Below are 19,455 nucleotides of genomic sequence, written 5' to 3' on the forward strand. Positions count from 1 at the left end.
GAGGGACGACAGGAAGTGTTGATCGGTGAGGTGGCGCGACGGTCCGGGGTCAGTGCCCGCATGCTCAGGCATTACGAGTCGCTCGGCCTGGTGCGGCCCTCGGGCCGTACGGGCTCCGGCTATCGGGAGTACTCCGGCGAGGACATCCGGCGGGTCTTCCATATCGAGAGCCTGCGGTCGCTGGGGCTGTCGCTGCGTGAGATCGGGCGCGCGCTCGACGATCCCGGCTTCACGCCCTCGGCGCTCGTCGACGACCTCATCCGGCAGACACGCGAACGCCTGGCGGCCGAGACCGAGTTGCTCACGCGGCTCCGTCGGATCGATGCCGCCGAACCCGCCGACTGGGAGGACGTCCTCCAGGTCGTTGCGCTCCTCCAGGCACTTGGGTCGAAGAGCGCCGACGCGCGCCAGCGGGCGGCCCTTTCCTCGGCCGACGAGGTTCCGGTTCCGGTGGAGGCCCTGGTCGAGGCGGCGCTGCGCGAGACGGAGCCGAATGTCGCCGGAGCCCTTAGATGGGCGCTGGCGCGATCGGGCGACGGCGCCCCGGCCCTGCTCGCGGAGGGCCTTGCCGCACCGGTGGCCGCGGTGCGGGAACGTGCCGTTCGGTCCCTTGCCGAGCTGCCCGGTGAGGAGGCTGACGCGCGGCTGCGCGACGCCCTGGCGAACCCCGACGTCGCGGTCCGCGGGTACGCGGCTCTGGCACTCGGCACACGTGGAGTGGCCGATGTGTTCCCGACACTCATCGACATGATCGTGGACGGCAGGAACGACACCGATGCCGCCGATGCACTGAGCGTCCTGGCGAGCGACACCGCGACGGCCGACCGGATCGCGACCTGCCTCGTCGACCGCCTCGCCCGCGACACCACCGAAGCCCCTGCACGCGGACGTCTGACCCAGGCGCTGGCGGACATCCCGGGGACCACGGCCTCACGTGCCCTCGTGGAGCTGTCGCAGGACGGGGACCGTGCCGTTGCACTGACCGCGACGTACCTTCTTCGGCTGCGCGATGCACGGTGATCTGCTGGGCCGAGGGATTGTCAGACCCTCGTCCTAGTCTGAGGAACATGGACATCGCGGACGGGGACAACGACGTCGGGGCCGTTCGGCTGGAGCCTTGGGGCGAGGGGGACTTCTGGCTGTTGCGAAGGACCAACAGCCCTGAGATGACCGATCACTTGGGCGGGCCCGAGAGCGAGGCCAAGCTGAAGGCCCGGCATCGGCGGTACCTGGCGGTCGAGCCGGGGTGCACGTACCGCGTCACGCTGGCGGGCAGCGGGGAGACCGTCGGCTCGATCGGGTTCTGGGAGCGGGAGTGGCGCGGGGAGACGGTGTGGGAGACCGGGTGGGGGGTGCTGCCTGAGTTTCAGGGCCGGGGACTCGCGACCGAGGCCGCCCGCGCCGTCATCGAGGCGGCGCGGGCGTACGGGGGACACCGGTGTCTGCATGCGTTCCCGAGCGTCGATCACCCGGCGTCGAACGGGGTCTGCCGCCGGGCCGGGTTCACCCTGCTCGGGGCCGCCGACTTCGAGTACCCCAAGGGGCACTGGATGACGTCGAACGACTGGAGGGTGGAACTCACCCAGGCCGACAGCAGACGTACCGTCACCTAGTGGTCGTCTCCAACTCCCTTACCACCTCTGCCGTTACGGGCACGGGCACCCCATGCCGCTCCGCCGAGCGCAGCAACGCCCCGCCGATCGCGTCCAGTTCGAGCGGGCGCCCCGCCTCGGCGTCGCGCTGCATGGACGACTTGGTCCGGGGTGGGAAGGCGTCGTAGCGGGCAAGCGCCTGCGCGGGATCGGCAGGGCCTCCGCAGGCGCGGCTGACCGCGGCCGTCTCCGCCACCAGGGCCGTCAGTTCGTCGCGGTGCTGGGTGCGTACGTCACCCAGCGGGACCCCGTACCGGGTGGTGAGCAGCGCGAACGGTGCCAGGAACGACATCTTCGCCCACAGTGCGGACGCCTCGTCGTCGAGTACGCGGGTCTTCGGCCCGGCGGCGTCGAGGGCCGGCGCCAGCGAGTCGAGCCGGGCCCGGTCCACTCCGTCACCGGTCAGGTCGATCTCGGCGAACGGGCTGCCGTGCTCGATCACCCCCGCCGCGACGCGGGTCGACTCGACGCGGATGACGGCCGGGGCGACCAGGTCGGGGCGGTAGCGGGCGCGCAGGGCCGCCGGGTGTTCGACGCCGTTCAGGAACGGTACGAGGAGGGCGTCGCCGAGGGCCGTGGGCGGGACGCGGTCGAGGGCGGCGTCCAGGGCGGTGTGCTTGACCGCGACCAGGCACGCGTCGACCGGCTCGCGCAGGACGGTGTCCGCGTCGACGCGGGCCGTGAAGTCGCCGAACAGCCCGCTGCGGACACGGATGCCGTCCGTGCGCAGCGCCTCGGCGGTCTTCTCGCCGGACAGGCAGATCACCCGGTGACCGGCGCGCGCCAGCAGCCCGGCGAGCAGGCCGCCGATGCCGCCGGGGCCGAGCACGGCCACGGTGAGTTCGTCATTCGCCATGATTCATTTGTCCCTTCGTCGGTCGGCCCCGGGGAACGGTGGCCGCCTCGGAAAGGATCATCGCAGGCGCCGGGGAGTTGGGCGAGACTGGTCTCATGTGCCGGAGCATCAAGACACTTCGCCCGCCCGCGTTGCCCGAAGAGGCGACGGAGGAAGAGATCAGGGCCGCCGCCCTGCAGTTCGTACGGAAGGTGTCCGGGTTCCGGGCGCCCGCCGCACACAACCGGGAGGTCTTCGACCACGCCGTCGACGCGATCGCCGAGGCCACGGCGGCGCTGCTCGACGGTCTGGAGATACGGGGGCAACAGCAGGCACAGAAGGCGCCCGCCTGAAACGCCCGGCCGGCGTCAGGTCGCCCGGCCTGCGTCATCGCCCGGCCCGCGTCAGGACGTCCAGCCTGCGTTACGACGTCCAGCCTGCGTTACGACGCCTTCGCCGGGCGCCGCATCACATACGCCGCTCCCGCCCCCGCCCCGAACAGCGCCAGCACCGACACCCCCGTGGCCAGCCAGGTCGTACCCAGCCACTGTCCGCCGTAGTACCCGAGCGCCACGCTGTATGCCGCCCAGGCCAGCCCGGCGAGGGCGGACCAGGGGAGGAAGTCGCGGGCGCGGCGGTGGGCGGCGCCCGCGCCGAGGGAAACGACCGAGCGGCCGGCCGGGGCGAAGCGGGCGAGGATGACCAGGGCCCCGCCGCCGCGGGCCAGTGCCGCGCCGAGACGTTCCTGCGCGGTGGTCAGGCGGCGTGAGCGGGCGATCGCGCGGTCCAGCCGGTCGCCGCCGCGCCAGGCCAGCCGGTACGCCACCAGGTCGCCGAGGACGGAGGCGGTGGCCGCGCAGAAGGTCAGCGCCAGGATGTCGGGGACGGTGTGCCCCACCTGGCCGGTCGCCGAGCCCGCGGCCGCAGCCGTGGCGGCCGTGATCACCAGCACCCCGCTCGGCAGCACGGGCACGAACACATCAAGCAGGACCGACAGCGCCACCAAGGCGTAGATCCATGGGCCGCCGGTCAGCGACCCCACACTCTCCAGCACTGCGAACTCCCCGTGACTCCCCCGTGGGCCAGACCGTGCCGCGACGTCGCGAGGGAGCGGCAAGGGCGGCCATGACAGCCATACAGCGTACGCCTGGGGTGTGACAGGAGTTTCAAGGGGGGCGCGTGTGATCGCCACAGGACGTTCACTCGGGCGCCGGTCCCTTGGGTTCAAGGGACCGGCGCCCACGATCAGGCAGCGACCGGCGCCTGCTCCGCCGTCGTCCTGCCCTGTGCCGTCGAGCGCCTGGCGAAGAGCCGGTCCAGGCCGAAGGCGCCGGAGCCGGTGAAGACCAGCAGCAGAAGGGCCCAGCAGAACATCGCCGAGGCCTCGCCGCCGTTCTCCATCGGCCACAGGGCGCCCGGCTGGTGCACCTTGAAGTAGGCGTACGCCATCGAGCCCGAGGCTATGAAGGCCGCTACGCGCGTAGCCAGGCCGAGCAGCACGAGGACGCCGCCGACCAGCTGGATGACGGCCGCGTACCAGAACGGCCAGGTGCCGGCGGGGACCGTGCCGCCGTTGGTGCCGGCCGCACCGCCGAGGACGCCGAAGAGCGCGGCGGCGCCGTGGCAGGCGAAGAGCAGGCCGACGACGATGCGGAACAGCCCGAGCGCGTACGGCTGGGCGTTGTTGAGGCGAGCAGTCATGTGGGGGGTACTCCTTCGGTCGGGCCGGTCCGGAGCGGACCGGTCTGGGGACGAGCCGAGTGAGTCATCTACGTTAGGTCTACCTAATCGATGCTTGCAAGTTCAACATTCGGCCATCGGGCTCCCGGGCGTCGGATTCCGCTTCCGGTTCCGCTTCCAGCTCTGTTTCGCCCGCAGCCGCACGTAGCAGCGCTCTGGCCACCGCATCCGCGTCCGAAAGTGTGACCGAATCCACTCCTGGCCGGGCCCCTGCCGCGGTCACCCAGTGCACGCCCTCCGTGGGCACCCCGAAGGCGAACCGCCTTGAATGCGCGCGGCCTTGACGGTCCGTCAGACGATACGGCCGCTCTGTTACGTCCAGCCCTCCGGTTTCGTAACCGTCGACGGTGTGCGGCCGGCACTGTCCCGTCTTCAGCAGCCGGGCGAGGAGTTCATCGGCCGTGCGTCGCAGATCCGGTTCCGGAAGGCGGGCCTCTATGAGGGTTGTCACACGCACCGACGACCCCGGCACCTCGGGGGAGCGCGCCACCCACGCCCCCTGCTCGGGCCGTACCTCCAGCCGCGGCCCGAGCACCTCCACCACGCCCGCCTCCACCAGCGCGGCCAGCTCCTCGATGCGCCGCCGGGGCGGGCCGATGGAGAGGAAGGCGTTGAGCGGGGTGTACCAGCGGTCCAGGTGCTCGCGGCGGGAGGCGCCGGTGAGCCCGCCGTGGTCGACGATCAGCCGCAGCTCGTTGCGCAGGTCGCGCAGCACGTCCAGGGCCGCCTTGAGCGGACCGTCCACATTGCCCAGGGCGGCCTGCGTCGCGTCCTCGCGCAGATACGCGAGCAGCCACTCCCGCCACTGCCGGGGGCCCTCGAACTCCCCTTCCGTATACGGTCGCGAGATGCGATCCCAGCTCCAGCGCTCATCGCCCGCGACCCCGAACTCGTCGAGTACGTACGCCTCTTGGGGATCGCGATGGGGCACGGCGAGGAAGCGGTCCGCGAACTCCGGACTGCCGGTCAGCGCCGTGTAGTAGACCGTCTCCACCTCCTTCGCCACCAACGGCCATATCTCGGCCAGGAAGTCGGGCGCCTCGCCGGAGTCCGCGCGCTTGCGGAAGCCCGCGATCACCTCCGGGGTGAGGACGAGCGGGGTGTGCCGGCCGTACGGCCCCTTCGCGTTGTCGCCGCGCGCCTGGTACGGGATGCCGCGCCGGGAGCCGGCGTAGAGACGCGGTTCGCGGCCGGAGGGCACATAGCGCAGGCCGTGGCGGCCGGAGACGAACCGGCCTCCCCGGCCCGTGGTCAACAGGGCCGTGTGGTCGAAGAAGTTGAGGCCCAGGCCGCGCAGCAGCACCGGTTCGCCGGGGGCTATGGGGGAGAGGCCGACGTCGGCCGGATTGGCGGGCGGGAAGTGGAGCAGGCCGTGGCGCTCGGCGTAGTCCGCGAGGCGGCGCTGCTCCGCGTCCGCGGCGGCCGGGAGGTGGCCCTGGGCGAGGACCACAGCGGACAGGCCGGACAGGGTGCCGCCGTCGTCGAGGGTCAGGGTCTGGCGGCCGTCTTCGGCGTCGTCGAGCCGTACGGCACGCGCCCGGTGCGTCTCGACGCGTACGGCGGGCGGGGCCTCGCGCACGACCTTCGCGAACACCCACTCCAGGTACCGGCCGTACTGGGCGCGGGTCGGGTACTCGTCCGCCCCCAGCCCGCCGCCCGCCCACTCGTACAGGCTCGGGCCCGGCCGGACCGGCCCCGAGCAGTCCACGCTGTCGTCGGTGAACAGGGTCACCTGGCAGGCCACGGTGTTCATCAGCAGCTCGGGCGACTGGGCGGTGCGCCACACGTTGCCGGGGCCCGGCGGCGCGGGGTCGACGACATGGACGGTCAGTCGCCCGCCCGGCGGGAGGAGCTCCTCCGCGGAGGCGCAGAGGCGTTCCAGCACGCTCGTGCCGCGCGGTCCGGCGCCGACCACGGCAAGGCAGACGGTGGGGGTTTCCGTGGTCGGTGCAGACAAAGGGGTGACTCCCGGGCGTGTGGGGCGCTTGGCAGCAAACCGCCCGCTGGAAGCGGACGGTCCGCCTCATCATGCCGTCGGGAGTAACAGAAGCCAACGCGAGTCTCAGTCACCCCGTTTGTCACTCATGTGTCGCTCATGTGGGGGTCAGGGCGGACTCCTCCACCGTCTTCAGCACGCTGTCCGGCTGCGCCTGCTCCAGCCGTAGCCGCGCCGAACGGCCCCGCAGCGTCAGCGTCATGATCTGGTTGCCGAACCAAGGCCCGCCCTTCTTGCGCCAGTCGACCGGCGGCCGCCCGCACCGCCCGTGCCGGGCGAACCGTCGGCCGAGAGCGCGGGCCGCCGCACTCCAGCCGAAGCGGAAGCCGAGCCGTATGGACAGGGGGATGGAGTTGTGGACGGGGGAGCAGGTCAGCTGCAGCACACGGGCGTCCGGGGCGCCGGACGGCCAGGCCGGTTCGGCCACGTACGCATGGTGCACGTCTCCCGACAGGACGAGCACCGAAGCCGGCGCCTCCGCCCCCGAACCTGCCTCGGCGATCAGCTCGGTCAGCGCGGCGAAGGAGGCCGGAAAGGCCGCCCAGTGCTCCAGGTCCGCCCGCCGCCGCAGATCCTCCCCGAACCGCGCCCAGCGCGCCCCGCGCTCACCCCGGCACAGGGCCGCGTTCCACGCCTCGGCGTCGTGCACCAGGTGCGGCAGCAGCCAGGGCAGGGAGGTGCCGATGAGGAGGTGGTCGTACGACCCGCGTTCCTGGAGGGCCTGTTCGCGCAGCCACTGGGCCTCCCCCGGGTCGAGCATCGCGCGGCTCTCCTCGTCCAGGACACGGGCCGCCCGGGTGTCCACCATCAGCAGGCGTACGCGGCCGAAGTCGCGCCGGTAGCTCCAGCGCACGGAGGCCGGGTCGCCGTCGGCCTTGCAGGCGAAGGCGCGCAACTCGTCGGTGGCGTCGGGGAGTTCGCGTACGACGGCGTAGAGCGGGTCGGCGGCCAGCTCGGCCGGCGACAGGTTCCCCAGATGCTGGTGCACCCAGTACGACATCAGCCCGCTGAGCAGCCGCTCCCGCCACCAGGGGGTGGCCCGCATGTCGTCGAGCCAGGCGGCGGAGGTGTTCCAGTCGTCGATGACGTCGTGGTCGTCGAAGATCATGCAGCTCGGCACGGTGGACAGCAGCCAGCGCACCTCGGGGTCGAGCCAGGACTCGTAGTAGAGGCGGGTGTACTCCTCGTAGTCCGCGACCTCGTTGCCCGGCGGGTCGCTCAGGTCGCGGCGGGCGGCCAGCCAGCGGCGGGTCGCCTCCGAGGTCTCGTCGGCGTACACCTGGTCGCCCAACAGCAGCAGCACGTCCGGCCGTTCGCCGTCCGGGTCGGCCGCGATGCGCGCGGCGAGGGTGTCCAGGGCGTCGGGGCCGACGGGGTCGTGTTCGTCGGCGGGCGGCGCGGCCCAGCGGCAGGAGCCGAAGGTGACGCGGACGCCGTCGTCGCCGTCCGCGGTGCGGATGACGGAGGGCGGGAACCTCTCCGAGGAGCCGGGCAGCGGCCACACGCGCGTGCCGTCGAGGAGGACGTCGTACGGCGTCGTCGTGCCCGGCGTGAGGCCGCTGACCGGCACGAGGGCGTAGTGATGGCCCGCGACCTGGAAGGTGCGGGTCTCGCCGCGGGCGCCGTCCGCGCAGCGCACCTCGGCGGTGCACGGCCGGCTCGCCTCGACCCAGACGGTCGCGGACGAACCGTCGGCATACCTCAGCAGTGGACCCAGGCGCAGTTCGGCCACGGTGACGCCCTCCTCCGTCGCCCCGTACGGTACGGAACGACGGAGGTGGAGGGGGAGGTTCCTTTACAGAATCCGCCGGATCATCCGCGAGATCAGCAGCCGCTGAGGACCGAGCTCAGCTTGCTCTTCTCCGCCGAGTCGACGGAGAGGTCGTAGTAGTACTTCACCTGGACCCAGGCGCGGACGTAGGTGCAGGCGTACGAGCTGAGCGGGGGCATCCACTCGGCCGGGTCCTTGTCGCCCTTGGACTGGTTGACGTTGTCCGTGACGGCGAGGAGCTGCGGGCGGGTGATGTCGTTGGCGAAGCCCTCGCGCTCGGACGTGGTCCACTGGCTGGCGCCGGAGTCCCAGGCCTCGGCGAGCGGCACGAGGTGGTCGATGTCGACGTCGGAGGCGGCGGTCCAGGTGGCGCCGTCGTAGACCGAGTACCAGCTGCCGCTGGTGGCGGTGCAGGCGGAGTTGGTGACGACGTTCGAGCCGTCCCGCTTGAGGATCCACTCACGGGTGTTGCAGGTGCCGCTGATGGTGTCCCACGTCGGGAACAGGGACCGCTGGTAGCCCGTGCGGTCCTCGGTCGCCACGGTCAGCGAGGCGAGGTAGGTGCGGGCGGTGGCGGCGCTGACCGGGGTGGGGAGCGCGGCGGAGGCGGTCGGGCTGTTGAAAAGTCCGACGGAGGCTATGAGTCCGGTAAGAGCCGCGAGTATGCTGAGCCGTCGACGCGCGTAGAACTTCGGCATGCGAACTCCCTGGGGGTGTGGGGGCGTTGAGGTGCGGGCGATGGAATGCTCGCCGCGTCGTGTTGCCGGAAGGTGAGTGTTCGGTAAGAAGCTAGTGACGTGTTCATGACACGACAAGCTTTACGGTCGAACTTTCTCTCGCGTACCCTGGGTGGCGCAGAAGGGGAGTAGCTCTTCGCCGGACCGTCGACATACTGCTCAGCTCGTCTGAGCCGGCGCCCGGAGGCGGGTCCCTGTGGACCTCGCCAGCGAGACCTTCGGCAAGCAGTGCACCCATGTGTGCTGCCATGCCGAGGTGTCCGCGCACAGCAGTCACACTCTCGGTGGGGCAGCCCCGACCGATTGAGGAACCTTGATCAGCTTCACCGTCACGGCGCTCGTCTTCGGCGTCGTCTTCCTTGCCGAACTGCCGGACAAGACCGCGCTCGCCGGGCTGGTGCTGGGCACCCGCTACCGCGCCTCCTACGTCTTCGCCGGCGTCGCCGCCGCCTTCGCCCTGCATGTCGCACTCGCCGTCGCGGCCGGCAGTGTGCTGACGCTGCTGCCGCAGCGGATCGTGCACGCGTTGACCGGAGTGCTGTTCCTCGGGGGCGCTGCGGTGCTGCTCATGAAGAGGGGCGAGGACGAGGGGGAGATCCGGCGGCCCGAGAACCAGTCCTTCTGGAAGGTCGCCGGTACCGGATTCATGCTCATCCTGGTCGCCGAGTTCGGGGACCTGACCCAGATCATGACGGCGAACCTCGCGGCCCGTTACGACGACCCGCTCTCCGTCGGCCTGGGGGCGGTGCTGGCGCTGTGGGCCGTGGCCGGGCTCGGGATCGTCGGCGGGAAGGCGCTGATGAAGCGGGTGCCGCTGGCTCTGATCACGAAGATCGCGGCGCTGCTGATGCTGGCGCTCGGCGGGTGGAGTCTGTGGGAGGCCGTGAGCGGCTGAGCTGAACGGTCGGTGAACTGTTGCCGGATGCGGTGGCGGATGACGGCCTGGTTTTGTACCGTGTAGGAACAAAGTGGCTCCCGCCCGTTTTCCCTGACCGGCGGGCGGGGCCGCCTTGTCTCCTCATCTCTGCCCTGGAGCTGCCGATGACGGTCACCACCGTGCCCACCGTCCTCACCGCCCGCGCCCTCCTGCTGGACATGGACGGCACCCTCGTGAACTCCGACGCCGCCGTAGAGCGCATCTGGCGGCGCTGGGCCGAGCGGCACGGGCTGGACGCCGTCGAGATCATGAAGGTGGTGCACGGACGCCAGGGCTACGCCTCCATGGCGCTGCTGCTGCCCGACCGCCCCATGGAGCAGAACCTCGCCGACAACGCGCGGATGCTGGCCGAGGAGACCGCCGATCTGGACGGCGTGGTCCCGATCCCGGGTGCTCCCGAGTTCCTCGCCTCCCTGCAGGGCCTTCCGCATGCCCTGGTGACCTCGGCGGACCTGGCCCTCGCCACGGCGCGGATGGGGGCGGCGGGGCTGTCGCTGCCGGATGTGTGTGTGACCGCCGAGTCTGTCGGCGCCAGTAAGCCGGATCCTGAGGGGTTCCTCAAGGGGGCCGCTGAGCTGGGGGTCGACCCGGTCGACTGCATTGTCTTCGAGGACTCCGCGGCCGGGATCCAGGCGGGGCGCTCCGCGGGGATGCGGGTTGTCGGGGTTGGTGCGCGGGCGGATCTTCATGAGCCGGATGTGGTGGTGCGGGATCTGACGCGTGTGCGGGTCGAGGCTGTGTCGGGCGGGGGGATTCGGCTGTACGTCGGGTGACCGGCGCCGGCGCTGGAGTGCGGGGGTGGGTTCGCTCGCCCGCGCTGGCGGGGTGCCGCCTGCGCCCACCCGTGCCGCCCCAGCGGCACGACTGCCCGCAGGCTACGCACAGTCAGGGCTCCGTCGTCTCCGATTCCAGCCATGCTCGCGTCTCGGCGCCGTACACGCCCAGTTCGTCGCCCTGGATCCCCCGCGCCCACTGGTATCTGCTGACCGCGTCCTCGACGCCCTCGTTGTAGTGCCCGGTCGCCTGTCGGGTGTAGAGGCCGAGCTGGGTCAGGCGCAGTTCCAGTTCCTTCACCTCGGGGCCCTGGGAACCGCGGCGCAGGACGGGTGGTGCAGTCGTGGCGGTGTCGGTCGTCCCGATGCTGCCGCTGGCGGTGGCAGTCGGCGGGGTCGTCGTCGGCTTGGCCGAGCGGGACGGGCTCGGTGAGGCGCTTGTCGCCGACGGGGACGGGGAGAGCGACGGGCTTGCGCTGACCGCCGGTGCCGGCGGTGCGGACGGCCGTACGGACGTGGTGTTCCGCGAGGGCGGCACGGACGCCTCGCTCGACGATGCGTCGGGCACGCTCGCCCGTACGTCGTCGGGCAGCGCGGTGTCGTGCCGTGAGGGCGTCTCGTAGGAGAAGAGTCCGCTCGCAAGTCCGGCCGCCGCCAGCACCGACACGACGGCCCCGCCGGCGCCGAGCAGCACGGTACGGAGTCTGCGGCGCTTCCGGTGCGCTGCGTCGTCGTATTCGTAGTCCTCGTAGTGCTCGTGGTCCTCGAAGTCCTTGGCGTGCGTGTCCGCCGGGCCTCCGCTCTCGAACAGGCGCAGGTCGTCGGTGTTCGGCACCACGGGGCTCACGGGCTCGGGCGGCACCGGCCGCAGCGGCATCGTCGCCTCGACGGGCGGCACCGCCGGCTGCTCGGCAGCGGCCCCGTCGCCCTCCAGCTCCACATACGGCCGTATTCGCAGCGGATCGAAGTCCTCCGCCGCGGCCTGCTCGGCCGTACGGGCGTCGCGCAGGGCGTCGGACGCCCGTTGAGTGCAGCCGCAGGACGGGGTGTTGTCCGCCTCTCTGGGCGCCCCGCACTCCGGGCACTGGTGACCTTTCGGGTCTGTCACGTGTTCATCCCTCCCTTCACGCTCCCCTCGCGAACTCCAGAGGTTATCCAGATCGTCTCCACGCCGTGGCCGTAGCCCCCGGAATATCGGCTTCCAACAGGACTCAACAGGCCATAACCGGTCACACCGATCACCATGGACGTGTAACGAGAGCCGCGGGAGGTCTTCATGGCCGGGGATGCGCACGGTATGACAGGGAATGTGCGTGACGCACAGCCGCCCTCGAAGCCCCCGCAGCGGGGCAGTGCCGCCCAGGAGCATGTGTCCGGGAACGTTCTCGTCTCGATCGGTGCCCTGCTCCTCGGGATGCTGCTCGCCGCTCTCGACCAGACCATCGTGTCGACCGCGCTGCCCACCATCGTCAGCGACCTCGGCGGTCTGGAGCACCTGTCCTGGGTGGTCACCGCGTATCTGCTGGCCTCGACCGCCGCGACCCCGCTGTGGGGCAAGCTCGGTGACCAGTACGGACGGAAGCGACTGTTCCAGATCGCGATCGTGATTTTTCTCGCCGGCTCGGCTCTGTGCGGAATGGCGCAGAACATGCCCCAGTTGATCGCCTTCCGGGCGGTGCAGGGGCTGGGCGGCGGCGGGTTGATGGTGCTGTCGATGGCGATCGTCGGGGATGTCGTCGCGCCGCGTGAACGCGGGCGTTATCAGGGGCTGTTCGGAGCCGTCTTCGGTGCGACGAGTGTCCTGGGGCCGCTGCTCGGCGGGCTGTTCACCCAACACCTCAGCTGGCGCTGGGTCTTCTACGTCAACCTGCCCGTCGGAGTCGTCGCCCTCGCCGTGATCGCGACCGCACTGCGCATCCCGCGCAAGGCCACGAAGCATGTCATCGACTACCTCGGCACCTTCCTGATCGCCGCGGTCGCCACCAGTCTGATCCTGGTCGCCTCCCTCGGCGGGACGACCTGGGGCTGGGGTTCGGCGCAGATCATCGGGCTGATCGTGCTCGGCGTCGGACTGACCGTGGCGTTCGTGGCCGTGGAGCGCAGGGCCGCCGAACCCGTCCTCCCGCTCAAGCTGTTCCGCATCCGAACCTTCGCCCTCTCCGCGGTCATCAGCTTCATCGTCGGCTTCGCCATGTTCGGCGCGATGACCTATCTGCCGACCTTCCTCCAGGTCGTCCAGGGCGTGACGCCCACCATGTCCGGTGTGCATATGCTGCCGATGGTGTTCGGCATGCTGCTGTCGTCCACCGCCTCCGGCCAGATCGTCAGCCGCACCGGCCGCTGGAAGGTGTTCCCGATCGCGGGCACCGGCATCACCGCCCTCGGTCTGCTCCTCCTCCACCAGCTCGACGAGAACAGCTCCACGGCCGTGATGAGCGTGGACTTCTTCGTCTTCGGCCTCGGACTCGGCCTGGTCATGCAGGTGCTGGTCCTCATCGTGCAGAACGCCGTCTCCTACGAGGATCTCGGTGTCGCCACCTCGGGCGCCACTTTCTTCCGCTCGATCGGCGCCTCCTTCGGCGTGGCGATCTTCGGCACGGTCTTCGCGAGCCGCCTCGGCGACAAGCTGACGGCCGCCTTCCGGGGCGTCCGGCTCCCCGCCGGCGTCTCCGCGGACTCGCTCAAGTCCGACCCGCGTGGCATCGCCTCACTGCCACCCGATCTGCGCGGACCCGCCCTGCACGCGTACGCCGCGGCCATCACCGACGTCTTCCTCTACGCCGCCCCCGTCGCCCTCCTCGGCTTCGTACTGGCCTGGTTCCTCAAGGAGGACAAGCTGCGCGGCTCGGTCACCGCGCCCGACGTCACGGAGACCCTTGCCAGCAATCCGGTCGAGCGGTCCTCGTACGACGAGGTGTGCCGCGCGCTGTCCCTGCTCGGCACCCGGGATGGCCGGCGCGAGGTCTACCGGAAGATCACCGAACGGGCGGGCTACGACCTGCTGCCCGCGGCGAGCTGGCTGCTGCTGCGGATCAAGAAGCACGGCTGGGCCGAGCCCGGCGTGCTCGCCGAGCGCAGCGCGGTGCCGCTGCAGGTCGTCATCGCCGCCGCTCGGCAGATCGAGGAACGGCGCCTGGCCACCCGTGAGGGCCTCGACCTGATCCTCACCGAGCAGGGCCGCGTGGTCGCCGAACGGCTTGCACAGGCCCGTGAGGAGTCATTCGCGCAACTGCTCGGCGACTGGTGGGGCCCGGACCGCCCGACCGACCTGAACCGCCTGGTCAAGGAGCTGACCGACGAGATGTGCGGCTCGGACCGGGAGCAGCCGCACAACGGATCGGTGGAGCGGGTCAGTTGAGCAGGTCCTTGCGGAACCAGTGCTCGGCGTACTTGTCGTCGTTGTGCGGCTCGGTCTCGCTGTAGCCGAGCCGTGCGTACAGGGCGCGGGCCTCGACCAGGTCACCGCGGGTGTCGAGGAGCAACTGCCGGGCGCCGAGGGCTCGGGCGGCCTCCTCGGCGGCGCGCACGAGGAGCGGGGCGCCGCCCTTGCCGCGCATCCCCTCGGACACGAACACCCGGGTGAGCTCGGCCGTCGCGGCATTCAGCAGCCGTACGCCCGCCGACCCGGCGGCCTCACCCTCGTACCGCCCGACCAGCAACTGCCCGCTCGGCGGGGCGAGTTCGGCACCGGTGCGGGCCGCGATCTCCCGCTCCAGCTCGCCCGGATCCGTCCGCCGCCCCTCGTGCAGGAGGTACCAGCGGTCGCTGACCTCCGTGTAGTACGCCCGCCAGAGGGCTGCGGCGACGGGGGAGTCGTAGGGTTCCGGGGCGATCGTCCAGGTCATCCGCTCATTCTGCGGAGACGGTGTGCGGGGAACGCAACCGGATATGTGTGCCCGGGACCTGGCGGAACGACTCCTACGCGGTTGATCCGCCCTAAGCTGAAGCCGAAGCCGAAGCCGTCCGGCGCTCCCGCCACTCCCGTGCGACCTCGTCGACGTCGTACGGCTTCATACCGAGCGGAGGGCCGGGCGGCGGCTTGAACATCATGTCGCGGATCTTGACGTTGACGTCCGTGACGATCTTCCGTGCGATCCGCTCCGAGGGTGCCGCATACGCCGCCGCGAGCGCGTCCTCGGCCTCCTTGCGCAGGGCGAGCGTGGGCGGCAGCACGGAGAGGCCCTCGCGGGCCATCTTCTGTTTGATCCACCACAGTTCGTCGTACGAGGTGTCGGTGCCCGGGGGCAACGGCTTGCCCGCGCCGGAAAGGTGGGTGAATTCGCCGCGCCTCTCGGCGTCGCGGATCTGTTTGTCGACCCAGGACTCGAACGGCACACCCGGTGGCTTTCGCTCGGTCATGACTCCATTGTGCCGGACGCGGCAGGCCCGGGCGATTTATCATGCGGCCGCTGTGTAAGGACACTTCAAGAGGAGCAGCGCGTGCTCGAACTGACCATGGCCACCGTCTCCGGGGCGGAAGAGGGGGCCACGGCCGGCATGCTCATGGCCGACGCACCCAGTGAGCCCGGCTCCGTGCTGCGGGTGGGGCGGGACAAGTCCGTGTGCCGTCTGGTGACGCCCGACGACTGGCTGTTCATCTCGCGGGTCCATCTGGAGTTCCTGTGCGGCCCCGAGGGGACCTGGCAGGTGACCTGGCTGCGCGGCTCGCAGGCCGACCCGTCCTCCGAGGTCCGGCTGATCGTCGGGGAGTACGCGCAGCCGCTCGTCTACGGCGGGACCGTGGCCCTGCCCAGGGGCGGCAACGGCGAGATCGTCGTCCAGGACCGCACCGCCCCGCGCAGCGTCAACGTCGGCTTCTACCACGAGTTCTGATACGAGTTCCGATACGAGAAATGCCCGCAGGGGCTACGCCAGCACCCGCGCCAGCGCGAAGCCGTCGTAGCCCTTGCTGCCCACCGTCTGGATCGCCGTGCCGCTCAACCGCGGGTGCGAGCCGATCAGTTCGATGGCGGCGCGGCTGCCCAGCACGTCGGGCGACTTGCTGTCCGCGTCGGCGACCCGGCCGCCGCGTACGACGTTGTCCACGACGATCAGGCTGCCCGCGCTGGTGAGCCGGAGGGCCCACTCCACGTAGTTCGGGTTGTTGACCTTGTCGGCGTCGATGAAGACCAGGTCGAAGGGGGGCGGGTTCTCGTCGGCCAGCTTGGGCAGCGACTCCAGGGCGGGCCCGACCCGCACCTCGACGATCCGGTCCAGGCCCGCGCGGGCGATGTTGCGGGTGGCGACCTCGGCGTGCTTGGCGCTGTACTCCAGCGAGATCAGACGGCCGTCCTCGGGCAGGGCGCGGGCCAGCCAGATGGTGCTGTAGCCGCCGAGAGTGCCGATCTCCAGGATGGTGCGGGCGCCCTGGATCTGGGCGAGGAGCTGCAGGAACTTGCCCTGGGACGGGGTGACCGCGATGGCCGGGAGCCCGGCCGCCTCGCTGTCGCGCAATGCGGCGTCCAGGACTGCGTCGTCCGGCGAGAGGTGGGTGGTGAAGTAGTCGTCCACGTCGTCCCAGAGCTGCGACTCGCTCATTCACCTGTGCCTTCCGTGTAACTAGTTAGCGTTTCTAACTAGCTGCCCTAATGAATATAGCCACCTGCCGGTTCTTCGTCAGGGAGATCATGACGGCCGGATTCCGCTGATCGGTGGAGGCGCGGGCACCGGCGGCGGAGGCAGCACCGGGCGCCGGGAGCGGCGTACGGCGAACACGGTGACGGCCGTGACGGCCAGGGCGAAGGTGCCGACGACGGTCAGCAGCCACGCCGGGATCCCCGCCACCTTGCGCAGCCGGTCCTCGTAGATCACCTGCTGGAACGGGGTGTCCGCGGACGCGCGGCGCAGTTCGTGGTCGCCGGAGATCGACGAGGGGTGCGGGAACTCCTGGCCGATCGCGGTCAGGAACGGTGTGCCCGCGGCCAGCTCGGCCAGCGGGCCCGACTTCGCGCCGACGCGTCCGGCGTAGGTGACCCGGGGGCTGTCGCCGCCGATCGCGGAGCGGGTCTCCATGCGGTGCGCGGCGAGGACGTACAGGCCCAGGGACTGCGGCGTGCGGGCGAGGCGGGACAGGCGCATCGGGTAGACGGGCTGCCCGGACGCGAAGGTGAGGTGCAGCGGGTCGAGCCTGCCGCTGAGCGGGGTGCCCGCGGTGCCGGGGGCGAGGCGGACCGCGACGTACTCCCAGCGGCGGCTCACATACGGCTGGAGGGCGTCCTCAAGGCGGGGCGGCATGGCGAAGCCGTTGCTGTCGAGCCAGCCGTTCAGGGCGGCCGGGTCGGTGGCCGTCAACCGGGCGACGTCGAACGGGCCGAGCTTCTGGCGGCCGACCACACCCACGCCCGGCGCGGCGGCGCCGGCCCCCGGCGGGCCGCCCGCGCTTCTGTCGCCGCCGGTGACCAGCGGCCAGTCGCCGTCCTCGGGCCAGAAGTGGTAGCGGTCGCGGTGCACGGGGGCGGTGGCGGCGGCGAGCTCGGTGAACAGCGCCGGGTCGCCGAGCTGGACCGTTGCACGGTGCGGGACCGGCATGACCCAGGCGGCGCGGTCGGCGTCCCCGTCGACCGTCAGGCTCATCACGATCTGTTCCCGGCTGCCGTCCCAGCGGACGACGGACTCCTCACGGCCGACGGCCAGGCGCTGCTGCCCGTCGGGGATCATGGCGCCGCAACCGCATGCGTACGCAGGTGCGATCAGTGACCCCAGCTGGATTCCGAGCAGTGCCAGAACGAGCGTCAGTAAGCGCACACGTGTGCATTTCCGCAGGTAACAGCCCATTCCCAGAAGCCTCCGTGATGCCGTGGACAGGGCTTCAGACGGTACGGGGGTGAGGGTGGTTCCGGGAGACAACCCAAGCCGGGTCGCACTAGGGTCAATCCGACTGAGCCAGGGCGTACGTCAGGTAAAGGAGCGAAGGGGCGGGAGGCCGACGAGGCGTGGCGAACGTGGATCACAGGGGGCAACCGGCACAAGCCTTCGGAGCGACGGCCGTCGGAGGAGCCGGCGGGCGGCTGCACGTGGCGCGCCTGGGCCTGTGGCTGATCGCGACCGTGCTCGCCGTACGCCAGGTGCTCGTCGTGCTGCGGACGCCGAGAGCGGAGCGGCTGACGGATCTGGAGACCTGGGTCGGGCCGAACGGCGTCCTGCATGTGAAGGGCTCGCTCTACGACTCGACGCAGTTCACCGGCACCCCATTCGGCGGAATGGTCCTCAAGCCGCTCACCCGGGCGGCCGAGCAGGCCCTCGGCTGGGGCTGGACCTTCGGCACGCTGCTGCTGGTCGTCGCGCTCGGCCTGATAGCGGCCCGTGCGCTGCCGCAGCCGGTGAGCCGGCGGACCTCGCTGCTCGCCGCACCGGTCGCGGTCAGCCTGCTGATGCTCTCGCTGCCGGTGCGCAACACGCTGTGGCTCGGACAGACCAGCATCATGCCGGTCCTGCTGGTGCTCGTGGGCTGTTTCGTCGTCCGCGGCGAGCGCACCAGCGGGCTCCTGATCGGTCTCGCCGCCGCCCTCCAGCCGACCGTGCTGCTGTTCGCGCCGCTGCTGTGGTTCACCGGGCGCCGCCGCGCCGCCCAGTCCACCGGGGCCACGTTCGCCGCGTGCACCGTGCTCGCCTGGGCCGCGATGCCGCACGACTCGGCCACCTACTGGGTGCATCACATGGCGGGCGCCGGTCTCGGCGGCAGGGCCGACGGCCTCGCCAACCAGTCCCTGCACGGCGCACTGCTCCGGCTGGGGCTGTACGGCCCTCTGGAGATCGCCCTCTTCTTCGCACTGGGCACGGCGGTCGCGGTCCTCGGCGTGCGCCGCGCAGTCCCCTACGCACACGACGGACAGCTGCTCCTCGCGGTCGCCGTCACCGGCTGCGCGGCGATCGCCGTGCAGCCGGCCGCCTGGCAGCACCAGCTGCTGTGGGTGCTGCTCGCGGTCGTCGGGCGGGTCGGCAGGCGGGCCTCCGACCGGTGTGTGTGGCCGGTCGCCGTCGTCCTGGTGGTGACGCTGCCGGCGAAGATGATGCTGCCGCACATGCAGCAGCTGTACCCGCTGCGCGACGACCTGGTGCTGATCGCGGCCCTCGCCGCGGCCACCGTCGTGCCGTTCCTGCCCCGCACCTCGCCGTACTACCGCTCCGCGATCCCGGCCCGGTACGCCGCCCCGGTCCCGGCCCGCTTCAGGCACGTACCGCTGGTCCCGTTCCTGCGCCGGGTCCTCACCCGCCCGAACCTGCTCCTCGAACTCCTCCTGATCCGCGTCACCTACGCCGCCTACCAGCAGATCCGGCTCACGGTGACCGCCGACCGGGCCACCGCGGAACACCACGGGCACCAGATCCACCGGATCGAGCAGTGGCTGTCCATCGACATCGAGAGCTGGGCCAACCACGCCCTGGTGCAGGTGCCCCTGCTGCGCGGCTTCCTCGACCTCTACTACGTGTCGTTCCACTTCGCCGTCCCGCTCACCGTCCTCGCCGTGCTCTACGTCCGCCGCCCCGCGGACTACCGCTGGGCGCGCTCGGCGCTGGGCCTCGCCACCGTGATCGGTCTGCTCGGCTTCTGGCTGTACCCGCTGGCGCCGCCGCGGCTGATGCCGGGGCTCGGCTTCATCGACACGGTGCACGGCGTGCAGGACTTCTCCAAGCCGGACTACGGCGCACTGACCGCGGTCACCAACCAGTACGCGGCCATGCCGTCGCTGCACTTCGCCTGGGCGCTGTGGTGCGGCCTGGTGATCGCCGTGCTGACGCCCAAGTGGTGGATGAAGCCTCTGGGGCTGCTGCATCCGCTGTTGACGGTGTCCGCGATCGTCGCCACCGGCAACCACTGGATCCTCGACGCGGTCGGCGGTGCCGCCGTGGTCGGGGCGGGCTTCGGGCTGCAGTACCTGCTGTCGGGTCCGCGGGCGGCTGCCGCGACCGCCGCGAAGGACGAACCCCCGCGGCCGTACGACCACTCCCATCTCAGGAGGAATCATCAGCCAGCACGTGGACCCGCTGGACCCGGTACGGACGCTTCCGGCTGA

General features: G+C 71.1%; 19 protein-coding genes. 8 read left to right on the plus strand and 11 right to left on the minus strand.

What is annotated here, in order from left to right:
* Window positions 1–15 precede the first annotated feature (15 nt).
* Window positions 16–1,020: a MerR family transcriptional regulator gene (locus P2Q00_RS25870; RefSeq protein WP_275775109.1), complete on the plus strand. Its 1,005-nt coding sequence runs from the start codon at window positions 16–18 to the stop codon at window positions 1,018–1,020.
* A 47-nt stretch (window positions 1,021–1,067) separates the two neighbouring features.
* The gene (locus tag P2Q00_RS25875; RefSeq protein ID WP_275775110.1) at window positions 1,068–1,613 is read left to right on the plus strand and encodes a GNAT family N-acetyltransferase; all 546 of its coding nucleotides are present in this window, start codon (window positions 1,068–1,070) and stop codon (window positions 1,611–1,613) included.
* Here the strand turns inward: P2Q00_RS25875 and P2Q00_RS25880 are convergent.
* On the minus strand, window positions 1,606–2,508 hold the full coding sequence (locus P2Q00_RS25880; RefSeq protein ID WP_275775111.1) for a ketopantoate reductase family protein: 903 nt from the start codon (window positions 2,506–2,508) through the stop codon (window positions 1,606–1,608). The two genes, P2Q00_RS25875 and P2Q00_RS25880, sit on opposite strands and share 8 nt — an antisense overlap.
* A 95-nt stretch (window positions 2,509–2,603) precedes the next feature.
* On the opposite strand from P2Q00_RS25880, the gene P2Q00_RS25885 reads away from it, so the two are divergent.
* Window positions 2,604–2,840 (plus strand): DUF2277 domain-containing protein, encoded by a 237-nt coding sequence (locus P2Q00_RS25885; RefSeq protein ID WP_275775112.1) that lies wholly within the window; start codon window positions 2,604–2,606, stop codon window positions 2,838–2,840.
* Between the two features lie 89 nt (window positions 2,841–2,929).
* Here P2Q00_RS25885 and P2Q00_RS25890 read toward each other — a convergent pair whose 3' ends face one another.
* The 5 genes from P2Q00_RS25890 to P2Q00_RS25910 form a co-directional block, all read right to left on the minus strand.
* Complete coding sequence (locus tag P2Q00_RS25890; protein ID WP_275775113.1) at window positions 2,930–3,541, minus strand: DedA family protein; 612 nt, start codon at window positions 3,539–3,541, stop codon at window positions 2,930–2,932.
* A 191-nt stretch (window positions 3,542–3,732) separates the two neighbouring features.
* Window positions 3,733–4,188: a DoxX family protein gene (locus P2Q00_RS25895; protein ID WP_275775115.1), complete on the minus strand. Its 456-nt coding sequence runs from the start codon at window positions 4,186–4,188 to the stop codon at window positions 3,733–3,735.
* Between the two features lie 79 nt (window positions 4,189–4,267).
* Complete coding sequence (locus P2Q00_RS25900) at window positions 4,268–6,184, minus strand: FAD/NAD(P)-binding protein (protein WP_275775116.1); 1,917 nt, start codon at window positions 6,182–6,184, stop codon at window positions 4,268–4,270.
* Window positions 6,185–6,320: 136 nt separating this feature from the next.
* Window positions 6,321–7,955, minus strand: a complete 1,635-nt coding sequence (locus P2Q00_RS25905) for an alkaline phosphatase D family protein (protein ID WP_275775117.1) — start codon at window positions 7,953–7,955, stop codon at window positions 6,321–6,323.
* Window positions 7,956–8,047: 92 nt separating this feature from the next.
* Entirely contained in the window at window positions 8,048–8,692 is a 645-nt protein-coding gene (locus P2Q00_RS25910) for an HNH endonuclease family protein (protein ID WP_275775118.1), read from the minus strand.
* Window positions 8,693–9,044: 352 nt separating this feature from the next.
* Here P2Q00_RS25910 and P2Q00_RS25915 point away from each other — a divergent pair, with 352 nt between their 5' ends.
* Together P2Q00_RS25915 and P2Q00_RS25920 are read left to right on the plus strand one after the other, a co-directional pair.
* The gene (locus P2Q00_RS25915) at window positions 9,045–9,626 is read left to right on the plus strand and encodes a TMEM165/GDT1 family protein (RefSeq protein WP_275775119.1); all 582 of its coding nucleotides are present in this window, start codon (window positions 9,045–9,047) and stop codon (window positions 9,624–9,626) included.
* A gap of 146 nt (window positions 9,627–9,772) precedes the next feature.
* Window positions 9,773–10,441: an HAD family hydrolase gene (locus P2Q00_RS25920; RefSeq protein ID WP_275775120.1), complete on the plus strand. Its 669-nt coding sequence runs from the start codon at window positions 9,773–9,775 to the stop codon at window positions 10,439–10,441.
* Window positions 10,442–10,553: 112 nt separating this feature from the next.
* Here P2Q00_RS25920 and P2Q00_RS25925 read toward each other — a convergent pair whose 3' ends face one another.
* Complete coding sequence (locus tag P2Q00_RS25925) at window positions 10,554–11,549, minus strand: peptidoglycan-binding domain-containing protein (protein ID WP_275775122.1); 996 nt, start codon at window positions 11,547–11,549, stop codon at window positions 10,554–10,556.
* A gap of 168 nt (window positions 11,550–11,717) precedes the next feature.
* Between P2Q00_RS25925 and P2Q00_RS25930 the strand changes: the two genes are divergently transcribed.
* A complete protein-coding gene (locus P2Q00_RS25930) occupies window positions 11,718–13,799 on the plus strand; it encodes an MDR family MFS transporter (protein WP_275775124.1) in 2,082 nt (693 codons plus the stop codon).
* Here P2Q00_RS25930 and P2Q00_RS25935 read toward each other — a convergent pair.
* Together P2Q00_RS25935 and P2Q00_RS25940 are read right to left on the minus strand one after the other, a co-directional pair.
* Window positions 13,792–14,286 carry a GNAT family N-acetyltransferase gene (locus P2Q00_RS25935; RefSeq protein WP_275775125.1) on the minus strand — a complete coding sequence of 165 codons (495 nt, stop codon included), beginning with the start codon at window positions 14,284–14,286 and terminating at the stop codon, window positions 13,792–13,794. The genes P2Q00_RS25930 and P2Q00_RS25935 overlap by 8 nt on opposite strands.
* Before the next feature lie 91 nt (window positions 14,287–14,377).
* The gene (locus P2Q00_RS25940) at window positions 14,378–14,800 is read right to left on the minus strand and encodes a DnaJ family domain-containing protein (RefSeq protein ID WP_275775126.1); all 423 of its coding nucleotides are present in this window, start codon (window positions 14,798–14,800) and stop codon (window positions 14,378–14,380) included.
* 81 nt (window positions 14,801–14,881) lie between these two features.
* On the opposite strand from P2Q00_RS25940, the gene P2Q00_RS25945 reads away from it, so the two are divergent.
* Complete coding sequence (locus P2Q00_RS25945; protein WP_275775127.1) at window positions 14,882–15,274, plus strand: FHA domain-containing protein; 393 nt, start codon at window positions 14,882–14,884, stop codon at window positions 15,272–15,274.
* A gap of 33 nt (window positions 15,275–15,307) precedes the next feature.
* On the opposite strand, the gene P2Q00_RS25950 is transcribed toward P2Q00_RS25945, so the two are convergent.
* Both P2Q00_RS25950 and P2Q00_RS25955 read right to left on the minus strand, forming a co-directional pair.
* Window positions 15,308–15,979 carry an O-methyltransferase gene (locus P2Q00_RS25950; RefSeq protein WP_275775128.1) on the minus strand — a complete coding sequence of 224 codons (672 nt, stop codon included), beginning with the start codon at window positions 15,977–15,979 and terminating at the stop codon, window positions 15,308–15,310.
* An 87-nt stretch (window positions 15,980–16,066) separates the two neighbouring features.
* Window positions 16,067–17,215, minus strand: coding sequence for a DUF2330 domain-containing protein (locus P2Q00_RS25955; RefSeq protein ID WP_275775129.1), 1,149 nt, complete (start codon window positions 17,213–17,215; stop codon window positions 16,067–16,069).
* Between the two features lie 158 nt (window positions 17,216–17,373).
* On the opposite strand from P2Q00_RS25955, the gene P2Q00_RS25960 reads away from it, so the two are divergent.
* The gene (locus tag P2Q00_RS25960; RefSeq protein WP_275775130.1) at window positions 17,374–19,455 is read left to right on the plus strand and encodes a bifunctional glycosyltransferase 87/phosphatase PAP2 family protein; all 2,082 of its coding nucleotides are present in this window, start codon (window positions 17,374–17,376) and stop codon (window positions 19,453–19,455) included.

The sequence above is a fragment of the Streptomyces coacervatus genome, from assembly GCF_029223485.1.
In the GTDB taxonomy this organism is placed as follows: Bacteria; Actinomycetota; Actinomycetes; order Streptomycetales; family Streptomycetaceae; genus Streptomyces; species Streptomyces coacervatus.